The following is an 18,303-nucleotide window of genomic DNA, read 5'->3' as shown; positions in this document are numbered from 1 at the left end:
TTACTTTTTAGAGGCGCGTTCGAATGCTTCGATAATCGGTTGCAGGCGGGCGCGCTTGATCTTCAAGGCGGCCTGGTTGACGATCAGGCGCGACGAGATGTCCATGATCGCTTCGACCTCTTTCAGGTCGTTGGCGCGCAGCGTGTTGCCGGTGCTGACCACGTCGACGATGGCGTCCGACAGGCCGACCAGCGGCGCCAGCTCCATCGAGCCGTACAGCTTGATCAGGTCGACGTGCACGCCCTTCTTGGCGAAGTGCTCGCGCGCGGTCTCGACGAACTTGGTGGCCACGCGCAGGCGCGCGCCCTGGCGCACGGCGGTCTCGTAGTCGAAACCGTTGCGCACCGCGACCGACATGCGGCAGGCCGCGATGTTCAGGTCGATGGGCTGGTACAGGCCTTCGCCGCCGTGCTCCAGCAGCACGTCCTTGCCGGCCACGCCGAAGTCCGCCGCGCCGTGCTGCACATAGGTCGGCACGTCGGTGGCGCGCACGATGATGACGCGCACGTCGGGATCGTTGGTCGACAGGATCAGCTTGCGCGAAGTCTCCGGATTCTCGGTGACGGTGATGCCGGCCGCTTCCAGCAGCGGCAGGGTGTCCTCGAAAATACGTCCCTTCGACAGCGCGAGGATCAGCTGCGAGTTGGCCTGGAATGCGCTCATGGTTATTTGATCCGTTTGATGTTGGCGCCCACTGCGGACAGTTTCACTTCCATCTGGTCGTAGCCGCGATCGAGGTGGTAGATGCGGTCGATCAGCGTTTCGCCGCGCGCGGTCAGCGCCGCGATCACCAGCGATGCCGAAGCGCGCAGGTCGGTCGCCATCACGGGCGCGCCCACCAGCTGCTCGACGCCTTTGATGAAGGCGGTGTTGCCGTCGGTTTCAATCGACGCGCCCAGGCGGTTCATCTCCTGCACGTGCATGAAACGATTTTCGAAAATCGTTTCGGTCACGCGGCTGGCGCCGTCGGCGATGGTGTTCACCGCCATGAACTGCGCCTGCATATCGGTCGGGAATCCCGGGTATTCGGTGGTGCGGAAGGTCACAGGCGTCGGACGCTTGTCCATCTGCGCGCGGATCCAGTTGTCGCCGATGGTCATCTGCAGGCCGATCTCGCGCAGCTTGTCCAGCGCGGCGTCCATGATGTCGACGCGGGTGTTGCGGATCGTGATGTCGCCGCCGGTGGCCGCGACGGCGCACAGGAAGGTCGCCGCTTCGATACGGTCGGAGATGACGGCGTGCCTGGCGCCGTGCAGCTCGGCCACGCCCTGGATCGTCAGGCGGTTGGTGCCGATGCCTTCGATCTTCGCGCCCATCGCCACCAGCAGGTTGGCCAGGTCGGTCACCTCAGGTTCGCAGGCGGCGTTTTCCAGCACGGTCTCGCCTTCGGCCAGGGTGGCGGCCATCAGCAGGTTCTCGGTGCCGGTCACGGTGATCATGTCGGTGACGATGCGCGCGCCCTTGAGCTTTTTGCACTTGGCGTAGATGTAGCCGCCTTCGACGGTGATGTCCGCGCCCAGCGCCTGCAGGCCCTTGATGTGCTGGTCCACCGGACGCGAGCCGATGGCGCAGCCGCCCGGCAGCGAGACCTTGGCTTCGCCGAAGCGCGCCAGCAGAGGGCCCAGCACCAGGATCGACGCGCGCATGGTTTTCACCAGCTCATACGGGGCTTCCAGCTTGTCGATGGCGCCGCCGTTGAGCGTGACCCTGTCGCCGTCCTGCGCCACTTTAAGGCCGGTCTGGCCCAAGAGCTTGAGGATGGTCGCCACATCGTGCAGGTGCGGCACGTTGGACAGTTCGACATCGCCCGACGTCAGCAAGCCGGCGCACAGGATGGGCAGCGCCGCGTTCTTCGCGCCGGAGATGTTGATGTCGCCGTTCAGGCGGTTGCCGCCTTGTATCAGGAGCTTGTCCATGCTTGCTTATCCTTGGTATTCGTCAGGGGTGAGGGTCTTCATCGACAGCGCGTGGATTTCTTCGCGCATGCGGTCGCCCAGCGCGGCGTACACGATCTGGTGGCGCTGGATCAAACGCTTGCCGACGAAGGCCGGCGAGACGATGACGGCCTGGAAGTGCTGGCCGTCGCCCTCCACCTCGAGGTGGGTGCATTCGAGGCCGGCGCTCAGGTAGCCGTGGATCAGTTCTGGAGTAGTGGTCATGATAAGTCCTTGGAATTAGTGACGCAGACGATATCCGCTGCGCAGCAAACGAATCGCCAGCAGTGCCAACACGACGAGGAAGGCGGAGACGATGCTCACGCTGACCAGCGGGTTGACGTCCGACTGGCCGAAGAAACCGTAGCGGAAACCGTCGATCATGTAGAAGAACGGGTTCAGATGCGATACCGTCAGCCAGAACGGCGGCAGCGAATGGATCGAGTAGAACACGCCGGACAGGAAGGTCAGCGGCATGATCAGGAAGTTCTGGAACGCGGCCAGCTGGTCGAATTTCTCGGCCCAGATGCCGGCGATCAGGCCCATGGTGCCGAGGATGGCGGCGCCCAGCAGCGCGAACACCACGATCCACAGCGGCGCCGTGAACGACAGGTGGGCGAACCACGCCGTCACCACGAACACGCCGAAACCGACCACGATGCCGCGCACCATGGCGGCCAGCACGTAGGCCGAGAAGATCTCCCAGTGCGACAGGGGCGTGAGCAGCACGAACACCAGATTGCCGGTGATCTTGGACTGGATCAGCGACGACGACGAATTGGCGAAGGAGTTCTGCAACACGCTCATCATCACCAGGCCGGGGATCAGGAAGGCGGTGTAGCTGACGCCCGCATACACGGTGACGCGGCCTTCGAGCACGTGGCCGAAGATCATCAGGTACAGCATCGCGGTCAGGATCGGCGCGGCGACGGTTTGCGTGGCCACCTTCCAGAAGCGCAGCGTCTCCTTGTAGACCAGGGTGCGGAAGCCGGTGGAGATGAAGTTCATACGGTACCCTTGTCCATGATCTGCAAGAAGATGTCTTCCAGGTCAGCTTGTTGCAATTGCATCTCGTCGATCACGGCGCCGGACTGGCGCAGGCGCGCCAGCAGGGTTTCGACTTCAGCGTATTCGTTGACGCGCAGGCTGTAGTTCTTGCCGCCGGAGTGAACATGCGAGGTCTCGGGATGCGTGACCAGGTGGCGCATGTCGTCCGGCAGGTCGCCGGCGGCCAGGTTGACCGTCAGCTGCGAGCCGGAGATGCGGCGGATCAGCGACGCCATCGTATCGAGCGCGACCACCTTGCCGCTCTTGAGCATGGCCACGCGCTTGCACATGGCTTGCGCTTCCTCCAGGTAGTGGGTGGTCAGCACCACGGTGTGGCCTTCGCGGTTCAGGCGCGAGATGAACTTCCACAGCGTCTGGCGCAGTTCGACGTCGACGCCGGCGGTCGGCTCGTCGAGCACGATCACGGGCGGCTTGTGCACCAGCGCCTGCGCCACCAGCACGCGGCGCTTCATGCCGCCGGACAGGGCGCGCATATTGACGTCGGCCTTGTTGGTCAGGTCGAGGTTGTGCATCACCTCATCGATCCAGGCGTCGTTGTTGGCCAGGCCGAAGTAGCCCGATTGCAGGCGCAGCGTCTCGCGCACCGTGAAGAAGGGGTCGAACACCAGTTCCTGCGGCACCACGCCCAGCCTCTTGCGGGCGGCGCGGAAATCGCCGGTGACGTCGTGGCCGTGGATGGTGACCTTGCCGGCGTCGGGACGGATCAGGCCCGCGATGATGGAAATCAAAGTGGTCTTGCCCGCGCCGTTGGGGCCCAGCAAGCCGAAAAACTCGCCCTCTTCGATCGAAAGGGACACGCCGCCCAGTGCCTGGAGCGACTTGTAGCGCTTCTCGACATTACTTATTTGGATCGCTGTCATGCTTGACTTATCTGTAAGGTGCGGCGGCGCGAACCGGCGCTGTGTGGCCTAAACGTGGCGGAAGATGCTGCGGGCGCCGCGGCTCTTAGGCAGCGGCAACGTTCAATTATATTGGAAATTCGGATCGGCAGAGCCGGACAGGCTATTTACCGGGGGAACTACAGGCGGCAGGGGGTAGGGCGAAGGTCAATGATGGTGGTGCGAGGCCGGGTCGTCGGCGAGACCGGTCTTTTTGGTGAAGAAGGTCTGCGGCGCATTGACCTGAGCGAATTCTTCGTGCAGCGGATTGGTCGCGCCAGGCGCACCCGGCTCCAGCGCGACGGACGGCGGGAACAGCAGCGAGCACACGCCATACAGCTTGGTCAGGCTTTGCAGCGCCGGCGGCAGGTTTTTCAGTTCCAGCTTGACGCCGGAGTCCTGGGCCGTGCGTTGCCACGCCAGCATGACCGACACCGCCACCGAATCCACCGTCAGCACATGGCGCAGGTCGAACACGGTCTGGCCGGCCTTGAGGGCCGCCAGGCCGCGCTCCAGCGCCGCGGAGGCGTTGAGCACGGTCAGGGTCGTGAGCGACTGCAAGTTGTCGATGGCTTCGGAAACGGCGGTGGACATGGCGGGTTGGCTTGGTTATGAATTACTTGGCGACGGTTTTCAGGGGCTTGTTGGCCAGCGACTTGTTCTTTTCCGTCAAGGTCTTGATCAGGCCGTCGATGCCGCCCTTGTTGATTTCGGAGGCGAACGTGCCTTTGTAGGTCTCGACCAGCCATGCGCCCAGCACATTGATATCATAGATCTTCCAGCCGGACGCGGTCTTGGCGACGCGGTAGTTCAGCGGGATCGGTTCGCCGCGGGCGACGTTGACCTGCGAACGCACTTCCACTTCGTTGTCGGTCGGGTCGGAACGCATCGGCTTGAATTCGATGGTTTCGTTCTTAATCTGCGACAGCGCGCCGGAGTAGGTGAAGATCAGCAGCGTGCGGAATTGTTCCGACAGCAATTTTTGCTGTTCGGGCGTGGCGTCGCGCCAGAAGCGTCCGGCCGCCAGCGCGGTCATGCGCTGCGAATCGACGTAGGGCAGGATCTTGCTTTCGACCAGGTCGAGCACTTTCTTCTGGTCGCCGGACTGGATGGCCTTGTCGGCCTTGGCCGTCTCGATCACGTCCTGGCTGATGCGCTTGACCAGCACGTCCGGTGCTTCGTTGGACGGCGCGGTGGCCGCGTGGACGTTGACGGCCAGCGCGACGGTTGCTAAAGCGATAAGTTGTTTGATCAATTTCATGTTGTCGTTACCTTTGTGTGGTTCTTCAGGGTCACGGGCTGACGATGGTCGCAGCCGGTGCGCCAGAGTTTAACTCTTTTGGCGCCGATTCGGATGACACCGGGACAGAACTTTGTGCGGCCACCGGCGCGGCGCCCGGCCTGGCGTCGATCTCGGCCGAATCGTCCTTCCTGGACTTGCGCGGCGCATCGTCGCCGTCGGGATGGATCTGGCTCTCGCGGCGCTGCAGGAAACCGTCGCGGATGAACTCGTAACGGTCCAGCGCGGCGTCTTCCAGCAGGCTGGTGGCGTTGAGCAGGTTGGCACGCTGGTCGACCACGCGCAGCGCGGTGCCGGTGTTGCGGATGTAGACCGGTTCCTTGTAGGCCCAGATGTCGCCCTTGATATCGAGCGGCAAGGCCGCGGTGTCGCGCACGGTCGATGGGCCCAGCAGCGGCAGCATCAGGTAGGGGCCGGACGGCACGCCCCAGGTGCCCAGCGTCTGGCCGAAGTCTTCCTTGTGCTTTTGCAGGCCGGCTTCCGAGGCGATGTCGAACAGGCCGACGATGCCCAGCGTGGAGTTCAGCGCAAAGCGGGTGACGTCCGACATGCCGGCTTCGCCCTTGCCTTGCAGCAGGTTGTTGACGCCGGTCCAGGCGTCGGCCAGGTTGCCGAAGAAGTTGTTGACGCCGGTCTGGACGAAGTTCGGCAGCACGTTGCGGTAGGCCGTCGCGGCCGGCTTGAGCGCGTAAGTGTCGACCGTGTCGTTGAAGCTGAACATGGCGCGGTTGAAACCCTCGTAAGGGTCGCGCGGGTTCGGGCCGGCGCAGCCGGCCAGCAGCACGGTGACGCCCAGCGCCAGCGCGGCGCGGCGGAGAGATTTCGGAGTACGGTAGGTCATTTACTGTCCTTTCCCTCTGCAGCTTTGCTGTAGATGAATTGATTGATCAGGTCTTCCAGTACGGCGGCAGACTGGGTACGGGCGATCTTGTCGCCGGCGCCCAGGTTGTTGGTGTCGCCGCCGGCTTCGATGCCCACGTATTGCTCACCCAGCAGGCCGGCGGTCAGGATCTTGGCCGAGCTGTCTTTCGGGAACTTGTAACCTTCTTCCATGTTCAAGGTTACCAGTGCCTGGTAACTCTTGTCATCAAACTTGATCTCTCCCACACGGCCCACCACCACGCCGGCCGCCTTGACCGCCGCTTGCGGGCGCAGGCTGCCGATGTTGTCGAACTTGGCGGTGATCGGATACACCTTGCCGAAGGACATGGAACCCATGTTGCCGGCCTTCAGCGCGAGGAACATCAGCGCGACGACGCCGACGACGATGAACAGACCGACCCAGATATCCAGAGATTTACGTTGCATAGCGATTCCTTAGTTTCTTATCTTGTACTTTAACGCTTATTTGCTGAACATCAGCGCCGTCATCATGAAGTCCAGCCACCAGATCATCAGCGATGAGATCACGACCGTGCGGGTGGTGGCGCGCGCCACGTCTTCCGGGGTCGGCTGGGCTTCATAGCCCTGGTACAGCGCAATGAAGGTGATGGCGATGCCGAACACCACGCTCTTGGCGAAACCGTTGAAAATATCTTTCCAGAGGTCGACGCCGCCCTGCATCTGCGACCAGAACGCGCCGTCGTCGACGCCGATCAGCTGCACGCCGACCAGCCAGCCACCCAGCACGCCAACCGCGCTGAACACCGACGCCAGCAGCGGCACCGCGATCACGCCGGCCCAGAAGCGGGGCGCCAGCACGCGCTGGATCGGGTTGACGGCCATCATTTCCATCGCCGACAACTGCTCGCCGGCCTTCATCAGGCCGATTTCGGCGGTCAGCGAGGTGCCGGCGCGGCCGGCAAACAGCAGCGCGGTGATCACCGGGCCCAGTTCGCGGGTCAGGCCCAGCGCCACCAGCAGGCCCAGCGACTGTTCGGCGCCGTATTTATTCAGCGTGTAGTAACCCTGCAAGCCCAGCACCATGCCGACGAACAGGCCGGACAGGGTGATGATCAGCATCGAATAATTGCCGATGAAGTGCAGCTGCTCGACCAGCAGCGCCGGACGGCGCAGCAGGCCGGGCGACACGCCCAGCATGGTGGCGAAGGTACGGGCGCCGTAGCCTATGCTTTCGACGTAGTCGCGCAGCGGCGCGCCCAGCTTGGACAACCAGTTCTTGACGCTCATAAGACTTGCACTCCCAGGCCCAGGTCATCGGCCAGGGACTTGCCTGGATAGTGGAACGGCACCGGGCCATCGGCCTCGGCGTTGACGAACTGCTTCACGTACGGGTCGGTCGACACCATCATGTCGGCCGGCGTGCCGTGCGCGACGATCTTGCCCTGCGACAGGAAGTACACATAGTCGGCGATGGCGAAGCATTCCTTGACGTCGTGCGACACCAGCACGGTGGTCGAGCCCAGCGCGGTATTCAGGTTGCGGATCAGGTTGGCGGTGACGCCCATCGAGATCGGGTCGAGGCCGGCGAACGGCTCGTCGTACATAATCAGTTCCGGGTCCAGCGCGATCGAACGCGCCAGCGCCACGCGGCGCGCCATGCCGCCGGAGATCTCGCCCGGCTTGAGCTTGGCGGCGTTGCGCAGGCCCACGGCGTGCAACTTCATCAGCACCAGGTTGCGGATCAGCTCTTCCGGCAAGTCGGTATGCTCGCGCAGCGGGAAGGCGACGTTTTCAAATACGGTCAGGTCGGTGAACAGCGCGCCGTGCTGGAACAGCATGCCCATCTTGCGGCGCAGCAGATACAGGCCGGCGGTGTTGAGTTTGTGCACGATCTGGCCCTGCACCTTGACGTGGCCGCGTTGCGGGCGGATCTGGCCGCCGATCAGGCGCAATACCGTGGTCTTGCCGCTGCCCGAGCCGCCCATCACCGCGATTACTTTCCCCCGTGGGAAGTCCATCTGGAGCCCCGACAGGATAGCCCGCTTTCCATAGGAGAAGTGTAAATCACGGATTTCGACTAGATTCGCCACGACTGAACTCATTATTTTTAATGCCGTATTGTAGTGCAGAAAGGTTAATCTCTGCTGGCGCCCCTGTCTTTTGTGACAGGAAGACGCATCGTAAGTAGCAGATAATACAACACTACTGAACCTAAAGTCAGCAATTTACACCTATCAAGAATTGTTACATTGCTGCATCGCACAACACAAAAGCCACATTATTGCCGCCAGAAACAATATGTCGATTGACAACATATGTGTAAATGATGACAATCTCTGTTCCCTTTCCGAAACAGAGCCGCCATGCCAAGTCCATCCAACATGTTGCCTAACAAAAAACTCGCCGGTACCGCCACGCTGCTGGCCCTGACCTCGCTGGCGGCGCATGCCGACGTGATCCGGGTCGACGGTCTCAACCAGACGCTGGGGCAATGGTACGTTCCCCCAGGGACCCCCGTATCTGTCGCCGTGGATGTGGACCACAATGGCACGACCGACTTCTCGCTGGCGAACAATGCGCCAGTCTATGGCCAGAGCTGGCACGTGATTGGCGGGATCGGCAGCACGGCCTCCTCGGTCACCGTGCTGGACCGCTCGGTCACGGTCGGCGCCCAAGGCGTGGCTGCGGGCGCGGTAGCCGCCGGCACGCTGATCGGGCCGTCGCTGGCGATGTCGCGCACGGCGACCCTGGACCAGACCACCAACCAGCGAATAGGCTACGTCATCGGATCCTGCAACAGCTCCGGCAAAGGTTCTGGCGGCAGCCAGCAATGCAACCACTTGTCGGTGCTGGCCAGCACTAACACCAACAATAATATCGGCAACAACCTGCTGGTGCCGTTCCAGTTCTCCAGTGGCCAGCAAACGCAATACGGCTGGATAGACGTGTCCATCCATGACTCGGTGAGCAACAACGCGCTCGCCACCTCCCAGTACGACGTGAAATTCAACGGTTACGGCTACGACAATACCGGCGCCGCGGTGGCCGCCGGCGCGGCCGCCTTCACCAGCCCGGTACCCGAGCCGTCGTCGCTGCTGATGCTGGCCAGCGGCCTGGTCGGCATCGCCGCCTACCGCCGCAAAGGCCGCGGCCGGCGCACCGACGCCGCGCTGCCGGCCTGAAGCGAGGTAGTGTCGCCGATGGCGACGGTGCATGTCGGCGTGGCGCAGCCGGGCGAACTGGACCTGGCTTTCGCCTTGCTGCCCCACGTCGCCAACCAGGGCGTGGCGGCCGAATCGGTGCTGGTCGCACGCCGCGCCGACGAGCACGCGATCATCGGCGTGGCGGCGTTTTCATCTATCCCGTGGGAAGTGCGGCGCAGCGGATTACGCGGCGCCATCTTCGTGCTGCCGTCACAGCGCCGGCGCGGAGTCGGCGGCGCGCTGCTGGCGGCGCTGAGTGCGGCGCTGCGGCAGTGGGACGTCGATTACCTGCACGCCTGGGGCGAATGGGACAGCGCCGATGCACCGCCCTTCCTGGCGCGCAACGGCTTCACGCCGCAGCGCGTGCTGCTGCATTTTGAGGTGGACACCCGCAACGCCTGCCAGCAGACCAGCCTGATGCTCGAACGCCTGCGCGCCGGCCGGCGCATTCCGGCCGGCGCCGCCGCCATGCCGCTGGCGCCGCGCCATCTGCCGCAGGCCATCGCGCTGTACAGCAGCTACGCCCGACTGCCGCATGGCACCGCCGCCGCTCGCTTCGATGCCGCACTGGCGGACCCGGCCTGCGCCGTGCTGTCGCAGGCGGTCGAACTGGATGGCGAGCTGATCGGTCTGTTGCTGTGCAAGCCCAACCAGGACTTGCCCGAAGTGGACCTGTGGATCACCCAACCCGGCCATCGCCACGGCTGGCCAGCCCTGATGTTGCTGGACGGGGCCGCCCGGCAACTGGCGAAGCTGGCGGGGCCGCGCTTCCGCTTCAGCTGCAACGACGCCGCCAGCGCCACCTTGCAGATGGCGCGCCGCGTCGACTCCACGCTGCTACACACCACCCATACCTATGCACTCGCCCTCTGACGCCCGGACCGCGCCCAAGTTGGTCATGCTGGCCCTCGACGGCGTCGACTGGAAGCTGTTGCAGGAACTGGACCAGGGCGGGCTGACGCCCTTTCTGTCCAGCCTGGTCGACGCCGGCACCTGGGCGCCGCTCGACTTTCCGCTGCCGGCCTGCGCCGACAGCGGCTGGACCAGCGTCGCCACCGGCATGCAGCCGGACCGCCACGGCATCCTGCATCCGCTGACGGCGATCGCCGGCTCGCTGTTCGCCCATGCGCCCGGCGCGGCCGCACTGCGCAGCGCCGCCGTCTGGCACGCCGCCGACGCCGCCGGCCGCCATGCGGCCGTGATCGGCTGGCCGGCCACGCGCGGGCTGCGGCTGCGGCATGGCACCGTGATCGCCCCCGGCGCCAGCACCGCGCCGGCCGACGACGAGCAAGCCTGGCCGCTGGACCCGCAGGCGGTCTGGCCGCCCGAGGCGCGCGAGCTGGTGCACGCGGCGCGCCTGGCGCCCGGCGACATCCAGGCGCCAGACCTGCACTTCCTGCTGGCTCCGCTGGATACGGCCGCCCGCCGCCGACTGGCGGGCGCGGCGGCGGCGGCGCTGGCCGAATGCGCGACCCTGCATGCGCTGGGCACGGCCGCCATCGAACAGCGCGGCGCCGAGGTGCTGGTGTTGCGCCTGCCGTTTATCGCCGTCATGGCCGCCGCGCTGGCCAGCGTGCCGGACCGGCAGGCCGCGCGCCTCTGCCTGGCCCGCTGCCACCAGTTTCTCGACCTGCTGTGCGGCCGCTACCAACACCTTGCCGGCCGCGACGCCTGTTACGCGATCCTGTCGAACGGCGCGCGCGACGCCGGCTTCATGCTGCTGTGCGGCCCGGGCATCGCACGCGACCACACCGTTAGCCCGGTGGCCGCCTGCGATATCTGGCCGACCGTGGCGGCGGTGCTGGACTTGCCGGCCGGCGTGGACCTCGACGGCCGCGTGATCGACGAGGCATTGACCACCGCGCCGGTCCGCATGCAAGCAAACGCGGCGAGCGCCGCAGTGGCGCCGCTGACGCCGGCCGATATCGGCGTCACCCCAGGCGCGCCGGCACTGTCGGCAGCGGAAGCGGCCATGTTCGAGCGCGAGGGCTTGATGCTGCCCGACTTCGCACCGCAGATCGCGTTTGTCCGCCAAATCGAATGCGAAACCCGCCTGGCGCTGGCAGCGATGACGGCGTTGCGCGGCAACCACGCCGCGGCGCTGGCGCAGCTGCGCGCATTGATGCAGCGCTTCGACGGCAACCTGAACGTGCGCATCGCGCTGGCCGAACAGTTGCTGCTGGCCGGCGAATTCGACGCCTGCCTGGCCATCGCCCGCGATTTTCCGCTGGTGCGGGCCGGCGGCGCCTGGGCCGACGCGACCGAAGGCATGGTCGCCTTTGCCAGCGGCGACTGGCCGCAGGCCCAGGCGCGCCTGGGCGCATTGGCGCAGCTTCAGGCCGGCGCCCCGGACGCCGCCATGCCGCCTATCAACGCCGCCATGTGGCTGGGCCGGGCCCACCTGGTGCAGCGCGAGTGGGAATTGGCGGCCGCCAGCTTCCGCGCCGCGATCGCGCACGACCGGCACGACCATGTCGCCTGGTCCGGACTGGGGATGGCCGAGCGCATGCTGGAGCGCTGGCGGCACGCGGCCACCGCCTACGGTCGCGCCGTCAGCCAGGGTCCGCGTTCAGCGGAAGCGCTGCTCGACCTCGCCATGGCATGCGAGCGCTGCGGCGACATGGAACCGGCCGCCCTGGCGCGCGCGCGGGCGATGCGGATCGATCCGGCGGCGGTCGCCAGGCACGCGGCGCGTGCGCGGGCCGCTGCCGGCATCACCGCCGCAGAATAAAAAAAACCGGCAGGAACGGGGATCACCCATTCACTACCGGCGGAGACAGGCTGCTTCGGCCGCAGGGATTAGCGCGGTAGTTCCGAAGAACCCATCAAAAACTCATCGACCGCGCGCGCGCACTGGCGGCCTTCGCGGATCGCCCACACCACCAGCGACTGGCCGCGGCGCACATCGCCGGCGGCAAATACCTTGGCAGCGGAAGTCTTGTAGCAGCCTTCGCCGTCCGTGCTGGCCTTGGCGTTGCCGCGTGCATCTTTCTCGACGCCGAAAGCGTCCAGCACGTTGGCGACCGGCGATACGAAGCCCATCGCCAGCAGCACCAGGTCGGCCTTCATTTCGAATTCCGAGTTCGGCACTTCGGCCATCTTGCCGTCTTTCCATTCGACACGGCAGGCGACCAGCTTCTCGACCTTGCCGTTCTTGCCTTCCAGGCGCTTGGTGGCCACCGCCCAGTCGCGCTCGCAGCCTTCCTCGTGCGACGAGGAGGTGCGCAGCTTGGTCGGCCAGTACGGCCACACCAGCGGCTTGTTCTCTTGCTCCGGCGGCATAGGCATCAGTTCGAACTGGGTCACCGAGGCGGCGCCGTGGCGGTTCGAGGTGCCGACGCAGTCGGAACCGGTATCGCCGCCGCCGATCACCACCACGTGCTTGCCGGTGGCTTTCAGCTGGTCTTTGACCTTGTCGCCGGCGTTGACCTTGTTTTGCAGCGGCAGGAAGTCCATGGCGAAATGCACGCCCTTGAGCTCGCGGCCAGGCACCGGCAGGTCGCGCGGCTGTTCGGCGCCGCCGGCCAGGACCACGGCGTCGAAGTCCTTGGCCAGGTCTTCAGGGAAGATGGTTTCCTTGGCCCAGTTGTTGACGTTGGCAGGGAAGTCCTTGCCGACCAGCACGCTGGTGCGGAACACCACGCCTTCGGCTTCCATCTGCTTGATACGGCGGTCGATATGCGACTTTTCCATCTTGAAGTCTGGAATGCCGTAGCGCAGCAGGCCGCCGACGCGGTCGCTCTTCTCGAACACGGTGACGGCGTGGCCGGCGCGCGCCAGCTGCTGCGCCGCCGCCAGGCCGGCAGGACCGGAACCGACCACGGCGACCTTCTTGCCGGATTGCTGCCCGGCCGGCTGCGGCACGACCCAGCCGTGTTCCCAGCCTTCGTCGATAATCTTGTGCTCGATCGACTTGATGCCGACCGGATCGTTGTTGATGCCCAGCGTACAGGCGGACTCGCACGGCGCGGGGCAGATGCGGCCGGTGAACTCCGGGAAGTTATTGGTCGAGTGCAGGGTGTCCAGCGCCTCGCGGTAGTTGCCGCGATATACCAGGTCATTCCAGTCCGGGATGATGTTGTTGACCGGGCAGCCGGTGTTGCAGAACGGGATGCCGCAATCCATGCAGCGCGCGCCCTGCACCTTGGCCTGTTCATTGCTCAGGGTGATGACGAATTCGGAATAGTTTTTCAAACGCGTAGCAGGCGGCAGATAGCTCTCTTCCTGACGCTTGAATTCCATGAAGCCGGTGATTTTACCCACGATAAGTCCTTAAATATTGTTCTGTACGGTCAGCATCAGGCTGCGATCGGCTGGGCGGATGCGGCTTCGTTCGCGAGGTCCTCGGCCATTTCGGCCAGGGCGCGCTTGTATTCGCTCGGGAATACCTTGACGAATTTGCCGCGGCCTTCGGCCCAGTTGTCCAGCAACAGGCGGGCACGGGTGCTGCCGGTGTGCTTGAAGTGGCGCTCGATCAGGCGCTTCAGGATCACTTCGTCCGCTTCGCGGCCATGGTCCTTGTGCTGCACGTGCCAGGTTTCGCTTTGGGCTTCCTGCTCCTTGGCGGTCAGCACCGGCTCCAGCGTCACCATCGAGGTGTTGCAGCGCGCTTCGAAGTCGCCGTCCGGGTCGTACACGTAGGCGATGCCGCCCGACATGCCCGCCGCGAAGTTGCGGCCGGTGGCGCCCAGCACCACCACGGTGCCGCCGGTCATGTATTCGCAACCGTGGTCGCCGGTGCCTTCGACGATGGCGGTGGCGCCCGAGTTACGCACGGCGAAACGCTCGCCGGCCACGCCGTTGAAGAAGGCTTCGCCGGCGATCGCGCCGTACAGCACGGTGTTGCCGATGATGATGTTGTTCACCGCCCAGCCGCGGAACTCGGTGTTCGGACGCACGATGATGCGGCCGCCCGACAAGCCCTTGCCGACGTAATCGTTGCCTTCGCCGACCAGGTCGATGGTGATGCCGTGCGCCAGGAAGGCGCAGGCCGACTGGCCCGCCGTGCCTTGCAGCTGGATGTGGATGGTGTCGTCCGGCAGGCCGGCGTGGCCGTAGCGCTTGGCCACTTCGCCCGACAACATGGTGCCGACGGTGCGGTTGACGTTGCGCACCGGCGAGATGAACGACACGCGTTCGCCTTTTTCCAGCGCGGCCTTGGCTTGCGCGATCAGCTTGTGATCGAGCGCCTTGTCCAGACAGTGGTCCTGTTCCTTCGTGTGATAGATGGAATCGCCGCTCGGCACTTCCGGCGAGTAGAAGATGTTGCTGAAGTCCAGGCCCTTGGCTTTCCAGTGCGTGATCGCCTTGGACTTGTCCAGCAGGTCGACGCGGCCGATCAGCTCGTCATAGGTGCGGATGCCCAGTTGCGCCATCAGCTGGCGGGCTTCCTCGGCGACGAAGAAGAAGTAGTTGACGACGTACTCGGGCTTGCCGGAGAACTTGGCGCGCAGCACAGGATCCTGCGTGGCGACGCCGACCGGGCAAGTGTTCAGATGGCATTTGCGCATCATGATGCAACCCTCGACCACCAGCGGCGCGGTGGCGAAGCCGATTTCGTCGGCGCCCAGCATGGCGGCGATGACGACGTCGCGGCCGGTACGCATCTGGCCGTCGGCCTGGATGCGGATGCGGCTGCGCAGGCCGTTCAGCACCAGGGTTTGTTGGGTCTCTGCGAGACCCAACTCCCACGGCGTGCCGGCGTGCTTGACCGACGACAGCGGCGAAGCGCCGGTGCCGCCGTCATGGCCGGCGACCACCACGTGATCGGCCTTGGCCTTGGTCACGCCGGCGGCCACGGTGCCGATGCCGACTTCCGACACCAGCTTGACCGAGATCGAGGCGCGCGGATTGGCGTTCTTCAGATCGTGGATCAGCTGGGCCAGATCTTCGATCGAGTAAATATCGTGGTGCGGCGGCGGCGAGATCAGCCCCACGCCCGGCACCGAGAAGCGCAGCGTCGCGATGTATTCGGAGACTTTGTGGCCCGGCAGCTGGCCGCCTTCGCCCGGCTTGGCGCCCTGCGCCATCTTGATCTGGATCTGGTCGGCCGAGTTCAGGTAGGCCGCGGTCACGCCGAAACGGCCCGATGCCACCTGCTTGATGCGCGAGCGCAGCGAATCGCCTTCCTGCAAGGCAATATCGACCACCATCTGCTCTTTGCCCATGACCGACGCCATGGTCTCGCCCTGCTTGATCTTGATGCCTTTCAGTTCCATCGTGTAGCGCGATGGATCTTCGCCGCCTTCGCCGGTGTTGGACTTGCCGCCGATGCGGTTCATCGCCACCGCCAGCGTGGCGTGGGCTTCGGTCGAGATCGAACCCATCGACATCGCGCCGGTCGCGAAGCGCTTGACGATTTCCTTGGCCGGCTCGACCTCGTCCAGCGGGATCGCCTTGCTCGGATCGAGCTTGAACTCGAACAGGCCGCGCAAGGTCAGGTGGCGCTTGGTCTGGTCGTTGATGATCTGGGCGTACTCTTTATAGCTGGAGAAGTTGTTGCTGCGGGTCGAATGCTGCAACTTGGCGATCGCATCCGGGGTCCACAGGTGGTCTTCGCCGCGCACGCGGAAGGCGTACTCGCCGCCGGCGTCCAGGTGGTTTTCCAGCACAGGATCGTTGCCGAAGGCCAGGTTGTGCAGGCGCAGCGCTTCTTCCGCCACTTCGAACACGCCGATGCCTTCGACATTGGAGGCCGTGCCCTTGAAGTACTTGTCGACCAGCGACTTGTTCAGGCCGACAGCTTCGAAGATCTGCGCGCCGCAGTAGGACATGTAGGTCGAAATGCCCATCTTGGACATGACCTTCATCAAGCCCTTGCCGATGGCCTTGGTGTAGTTGTAGACCGCCTTGTCGCCGGTCATGTCGCCCGGCATGCCGAGCGACATCTCGACCAGCGTTTCCATCGCCAGGTAAGGGTGGATCGCTTCGGCGCCGTAGCCTGCCAGCAGCGCGAAGTGGTGGGTCTCGCGGGCCGAGCCGGTCTCGACGACCAGGCCGGTGGAGGCGCGCAGGCCCTTGCTGACCAGGTGCTGGTGCACGGTCGAGGTCGCCAGCAGCGCGGGAATCGCCACGCGCTCCGGGCCGACCGAGCGGTCCGACACGATCAGGATGTTGTGGCCGGACTTGACCGCGTCGACCGCTTCGGCGCACAGCGAGGCCAGGCAGGCTTCCACGCCGTCCTTGCCCCATGCCAGCGGATAGCAGATGTTGAGCTCATATGACTTGAACTTGCCGCCGGTATGCGCGCTGATGCCGCGCAGGCGGGCCATGTCGTCGAACCCCAGCACCGGCTGCGATACTTCCAGGCGCATCGGCGGATTGACGTTGTTGGTGTCCAGCAGGTTGGGCTTGGGGCCGATGAAGGACACCAGCGACATCACCATCGCTTCGCGGATCGGGTCGATCGGCGGATTGGTCACTTGCGCGAACAGCTGCTTGAAGTAGTTGTACAACGGCTTGAGCTTGTTGGACATGACGGCCAGCGGCGAGTCGTTGCCCATCGAGCCGGTCGCTTCTTCGCCGGCGGCGGCCATCGGCGCCATCAGGAACTTCAAATCTTCCTGGGTGTAGCCGAAGGCTTGCTGGCGGTCCAGCAACGACGGCGTGGCTTTTTCGCCCTGGGCCGGCGCGACGTCCTTGGCGCGGTTGCGCGCCAGCTGGCTCTCGCTGAGCTTGATTTCGTTGAGCTTGATGCGCACCGCGTTGATCCATGCCTTGTATGGCTTGGCGTTGGCGTAGGTGTCTTTCAACTCTTTATCGTCGATGATGCGGCCCGCTTCCAGGTCGATCAGGAACATCTTGCCTGGCTGCAGACGCCATTTCTGGATGATTTTCGATTCAGGAATCGGCAGCACGCCCGATTCCGACGCCATCACCACCAGGTCGTCGTCGGTGACGATGTAGCGCGCAGGTCGCAGACCGTTACGGTCCAGGGTGCCGCCGATGTAGCGGCCGTCGGTGAAGGCCATGGCGGCCGGGCCGTCCCATGGTTCCATCATTGCTGCGTGATATTCGTAGAACGCACGGCGATTGTCGTCCATCGTGCTGTGATTTTCCCAGGCTTCCGGGATCATCATCATCATCGCCTGGGCGATCGGATAGCCTGCCATCAGCAGCAGTTCCAGCGCGTTGTCGAAGCAGGCGGTGTCCGACTGGCCTTCGTAGATCAGCGGGAACAGTTTCTGCAGATCGTCGCCCAGCACGGCCGATTTCATCACGCCTTCACGGGCGCGCATCCAGTTGAAGTTGCCTTTGACGGTGTTGATCTCGCCGTTGTGGGCGATCAGGCGGTACGGGTGGGCCAGCGGCCATTCCGGGAAGGTGTTGGTCGAGAAACGCTGGTGCACCAGCGCCAGCGCGGAAATGCAGCGCGCGTCTTGCAGGTCCTTATAGTACACACCGACCTGGTCGGCCAGCAGCAGGCCCTTGTAGACGATGGTGCGGGCCGACAGCGAAGCCACGAAGAATTCTTTGCCGTGGATCAGTTTCAAGGCCTGGATGGCGTGGCCGGACGACTTGCGGATCACGTACAGCTTGCGTTCCAGCGCGTCGGTGACCATGATGTCGGCGCCGCGGCCGATGAAGATCTGGCGGATCACCGGTTCCTTGGCGCGCACGGTAGGGGACATCGGCATGTCGCAGTCGACCGGCACATTGCGCCAGCCCAGCACGACCTGGCCTTCGAGGCGCACGGCGCGCTCGATTTCCTGTTCGCAAGCGATGCGGGAGGCGTTTTCCTTCGGCAGGAACACCATGCCGACGCCGTATTCGCCTGGCGGCGGCAGTTCCACGCCTTGCTTGGCCATCTCGTCGCGGTAGTACTGGTCCGGGATCTGGATCAGGATGCCGGCGCCATCGCCCATCAGCGCATCGGCGCCGACGGCGCCCCGGTGATCGAGGTTTTTCAGGATCAACAGACCCTGTTCCACGATGGAGTGGCTCTTGTTGCCCTTGATATGGGCGACGAAACCGACGCCGCAGGCATCGTGTTCATTGGACGGATCGTACAGACCTTGGGCTTTCATGGGGGCTCTCCACTGCAATTTTGACTAACGAAAAGCTAGAGTAGTGCAATG

General features: G+C 64.6%; 16 protein-coding genes. 3 read left to right on the top strand and 13 right to left on the bottom strand.

Annotation, left to right across the window (positions count from 1 at the left end; all coding sequences use genetic code 11):
* From hisG to AC1RMD_RS02675, 11 genes are all read right to left on the bottom strand, one after another.
* Positions 1-663 (bottom strand): ATP phosphoribosyltransferase, encoded by a 663-nt coding sequence (gene hisG / locus AC1RMD_RS02725; RefSeq protein ID WP_217941591.1) that lies wholly within the window; start codon positions 661-663, stop codon positions 1-3.
* Positions 664-665: 2 nt separating this feature from the next.
* Positions 666-1,916, bottom strand: coding sequence for a UDP-N-acetylglucosamine 1-carboxyvinyltransferase (gene murA, locus AC1RMD_RS02720; RefSeq protein WP_492923394.1), 1,251 nt, complete (start codon positions 1,914-1,916; stop codon positions 666-668).
* Positions 1,917-1,922: 6 nt separating this feature from the next.
* Positions 1,923-2,159: a BolA family protein gene (locus AC1RMD_RS02715; protein ID WP_008443072.1), complete on the bottom strand. Its 237-nt coding sequence runs from the start codon at positions 2,157-2,159 to the stop codon at positions 1,923-1,925.
* 15 nt (positions 2,160-2,174) lie between these two features.
* The gene (locus AC1RMD_RS02710; protein ID WP_492923392.1) at positions 2,175-2,942 is read right to left on the bottom strand and encodes an ABC transporter permease; all 768 of its coding nucleotides are present in this window, start codon (positions 2,940-2,942) and stop codon (positions 2,175-2,177) included.
* Positions 2,939-3,862, bottom strand: coding sequence for an ABC transporter ATP-binding protein (locus AC1RMD_RS02705; RefSeq protein WP_492923390.1), 924 nt, complete (start codon positions 3,860-3,862; stop codon positions 2,939-2,941). Before AC1RMD_RS02705 ends, AC1RMD_RS02710 begins: the two co-directional genes overlap by 4 nt.
* A gap of 186 nt (positions 3,863-4,048) precedes the next feature.
* Positions 4,049-4,474, bottom strand: coding sequence for an STAS domain-containing protein (locus tag AC1RMD_RS02700; RefSeq protein ID WP_492923388.1), 426 nt, complete (start codon positions 4,472-4,474; stop codon positions 4,049-4,051).
* Positions 4,475-4,496: 22 nt separating this feature from the next.
* Complete coding sequence (locus tag AC1RMD_RS02695) at positions 4,497-5,141, bottom strand: MlaC/ttg2D family ABC transporter substrate-binding protein (RefSeq protein ID WP_492923386.1); 645 nt, start codon at positions 5,139-5,141, stop codon at positions 4,497-4,499.
* A gap of 31 nt (positions 5,142-5,172) precedes the next feature.
* A complete protein-coding gene (locus AC1RMD_RS02690) occupies positions 5,173-6,021 on the bottom strand; it encodes an MlaA family lipoprotein (RefSeq protein ID WP_492923384.1) in 849 nt (282 codons plus the stop codon).
* Complete coding sequence (gene mlaD / locus AC1RMD_RS02685; protein WP_492923382.1) at positions 6,018-6,488, bottom strand: outer membrane lipid asymmetry maintenance protein MlaD; 471 nt, start codon at positions 6,486-6,488, stop codon at positions 6,018-6,020. The genes AC1RMD_RS02690 and mlaD overlap by 4 nt, the downstream gene beginning before the upstream one ends.
* Positions 6,489-6,524: 36 nt before the next feature.
* Positions 6,525-7,310, bottom strand: coding sequence for a lipid asymmetry maintenance ABC transporter permease subunit MlaE (mlaE, locus tag AC1RMD_RS02680; protein WP_492923380.1), 786 nt, complete (start codon positions 7,308-7,310; stop codon positions 6,525-6,527).
* Positions 7,307-8,125, bottom strand: coding sequence for an ABC transporter ATP-binding protein (locus AC1RMD_RS02675; RefSeq protein ID WP_070267833.1), 819 nt, complete (start codon positions 8,123-8,125; stop codon positions 7,307-7,309). The genes mlaE and AC1RMD_RS02675 overlap by 4 nt, the downstream gene beginning before the upstream one ends.
* A 261-nt stretch (positions 8,126-8,386) precedes the next feature.
* Between AC1RMD_RS02675 and AC1RMD_RS02670 the strand changes: the two genes are divergently transcribed.
* From AC1RMD_RS02670 to AC1RMD_RS02660, 3 genes are read left to right on the top strand one after another with little or no spacing between them, the layout of a single operon-like run.
* A complete protein-coding gene (locus AC1RMD_RS02670; RefSeq protein WP_492923378.1) occupies positions 8,387-9,205 on the top strand; it encodes a PEP-CTERM sorting domain-containing protein in 819 nt (272 codons plus the stop codon).
* Between the two features lie 18 nt (positions 9,206-9,223).
* Complete coding sequence (locus AC1RMD_RS02665) at positions 9,224-10,099, top strand: GNAT family N-acetyltransferase (protein ID WP_492923376.1); 876 nt, start codon at positions 9,224-9,226, stop codon at positions 10,097-10,099.
* Positions 10,100-10,124: 25 nt separating this feature from the next.
* Positions 10,125-11,957, top strand: a complete 1,833-nt coding sequence (locus AC1RMD_RS02660; protein WP_492923374.1) for an alkaline phosphatase family protein — start codon at positions 10,125-10,127, stop codon at positions 11,955-11,957.
* A gap of 68 nt (positions 11,958-12,025) precedes the next feature.
* On the opposite strand, the gene AC1RMD_RS02655 is transcribed toward AC1RMD_RS02660, so the two are convergent.
* Entirely contained in the window at positions 12,026-13,489 is a 1,464-nt protein-coding gene (locus AC1RMD_RS02655; protein ID WP_492923372.1) for a glutamate synthase subunit beta, read from the bottom strand.
* Between the two features lie 35 nt (positions 13,490-13,524).
* Entirely contained in the window at positions 13,525-18,252 is a 4,728-nt protein-coding gene (locus AC1RMD_RS02650) for a glutamate synthase-related protein (RefSeq protein WP_492923370.1), read from the bottom strand.
* Positions 18,253-18,303: the final 51 nt, after the last annotated feature.

This window comes from Duganella sp. GW822-FHT06D06, assembly GCF_058799615.1.
This window is presented reverse-complemented; position numbering and strand designations above follow the sequence as displayed.

Bases quoted from the DNA above. Each gene is read 5' to 3' on its own strand.
- hisG (WP_217941591.1), bottom strand. From the start codon at position 663: ATGAGCGCATTCCAGGCCAACTCGCAGCTGATCCTCGCGCTGTCGAAG.
- murA (WP_492923394.1), bottom strand. From the start codon at position 1,916: ATGGACAAGCTCCTGATACAAGGCGGCAACCGCCTGAACGGCGACATC.
- AC1RMD_RS02715 (WP_008443072.1), bottom strand. From the start codon at position 2,159: ATGACCACTACTCCAGAACTGATCCACGGCTACCTGAGCGCCGGCCTC.
- AC1RMD_RS02710 (WP_492923392.1), bottom strand. From the start codon at position 2,942: ATGAACTTCATCTCCACCGGCTTCCGCACCCTGGTCTACAAGGAGACG.
- AC1RMD_RS02705 (WP_492923390.1), bottom strand. From the start codon at position 3,862: ATGACAGCGATCCAAATAAGTAATGTCGAGAAGCGCTACAAGTCGCTC.
- AC1RMD_RS02700 (WP_492923388.1), bottom strand. From the start codon at position 4,474: ATGTCCACCGCCGTTTCCGAAGCCATCGACAACTTGCAGTCGCTCACG.
- AC1RMD_RS02695 (WP_492923386.1), bottom strand. From the start codon at position 5,141: ATGAAATTGATCAAACAACTTATCGCTTTAGCAACCGTCGCGCTGGCC.
- AC1RMD_RS02690 (WP_492923384.1), bottom strand. From the start codon at position 6,021: ATGACCTACCGTACTCCGAAATCTCTCCGCCGCGCCGCGCTGGCGCTG.
- mlaD (WP_492923382.1), bottom strand. From the start codon at position 6,488: ATGCAACGTAAATCTCTGGATATCTGGGTCGGTCTGTTCATCGTCGTC.
- mlaE (WP_492923380.1), bottom strand. From the start codon at position 7,310: ATGAGCGTCAAGAACTGGTTGTCCAAGCTGGGCGCGCCGCTGCGCGAC.
- AC1RMD_RS02675 (WP_070267833.1), bottom strand. From the start codon at position 8,125: ATGAGTTCAGTCGTGGCGAATCTAGTCGAAATCCGTGATTTACACTTC.
- AC1RMD_RS02670 (WP_492923378.1), top strand. From the start codon at position 8,387: ATGCCAAGTCCATCCAACATGTTGCCTAACAAAAAACTCGCCGGTACC.
- AC1RMD_RS02665 (WP_492923376.1), top strand. From the start codon at position 9,224: ATGGCGACGGTGCATGTCGGCGTGGCGCAGCCGGGCGAACTGGACCTG.
- AC1RMD_RS02660 (WP_492923374.1), top strand. From the start codon at position 10,125: ATGCTGGCCCTCGACGGCGTCGACTGGAAGCTGTTGCAGGAACTGGAC.
- AC1RMD_RS02650 (WP_492923370.1), bottom strand. From the start codon at position 18,252: ATGAAAGCCCAAGGTCTGTACGATCCGTCCAATGAACACGATGCCTGC.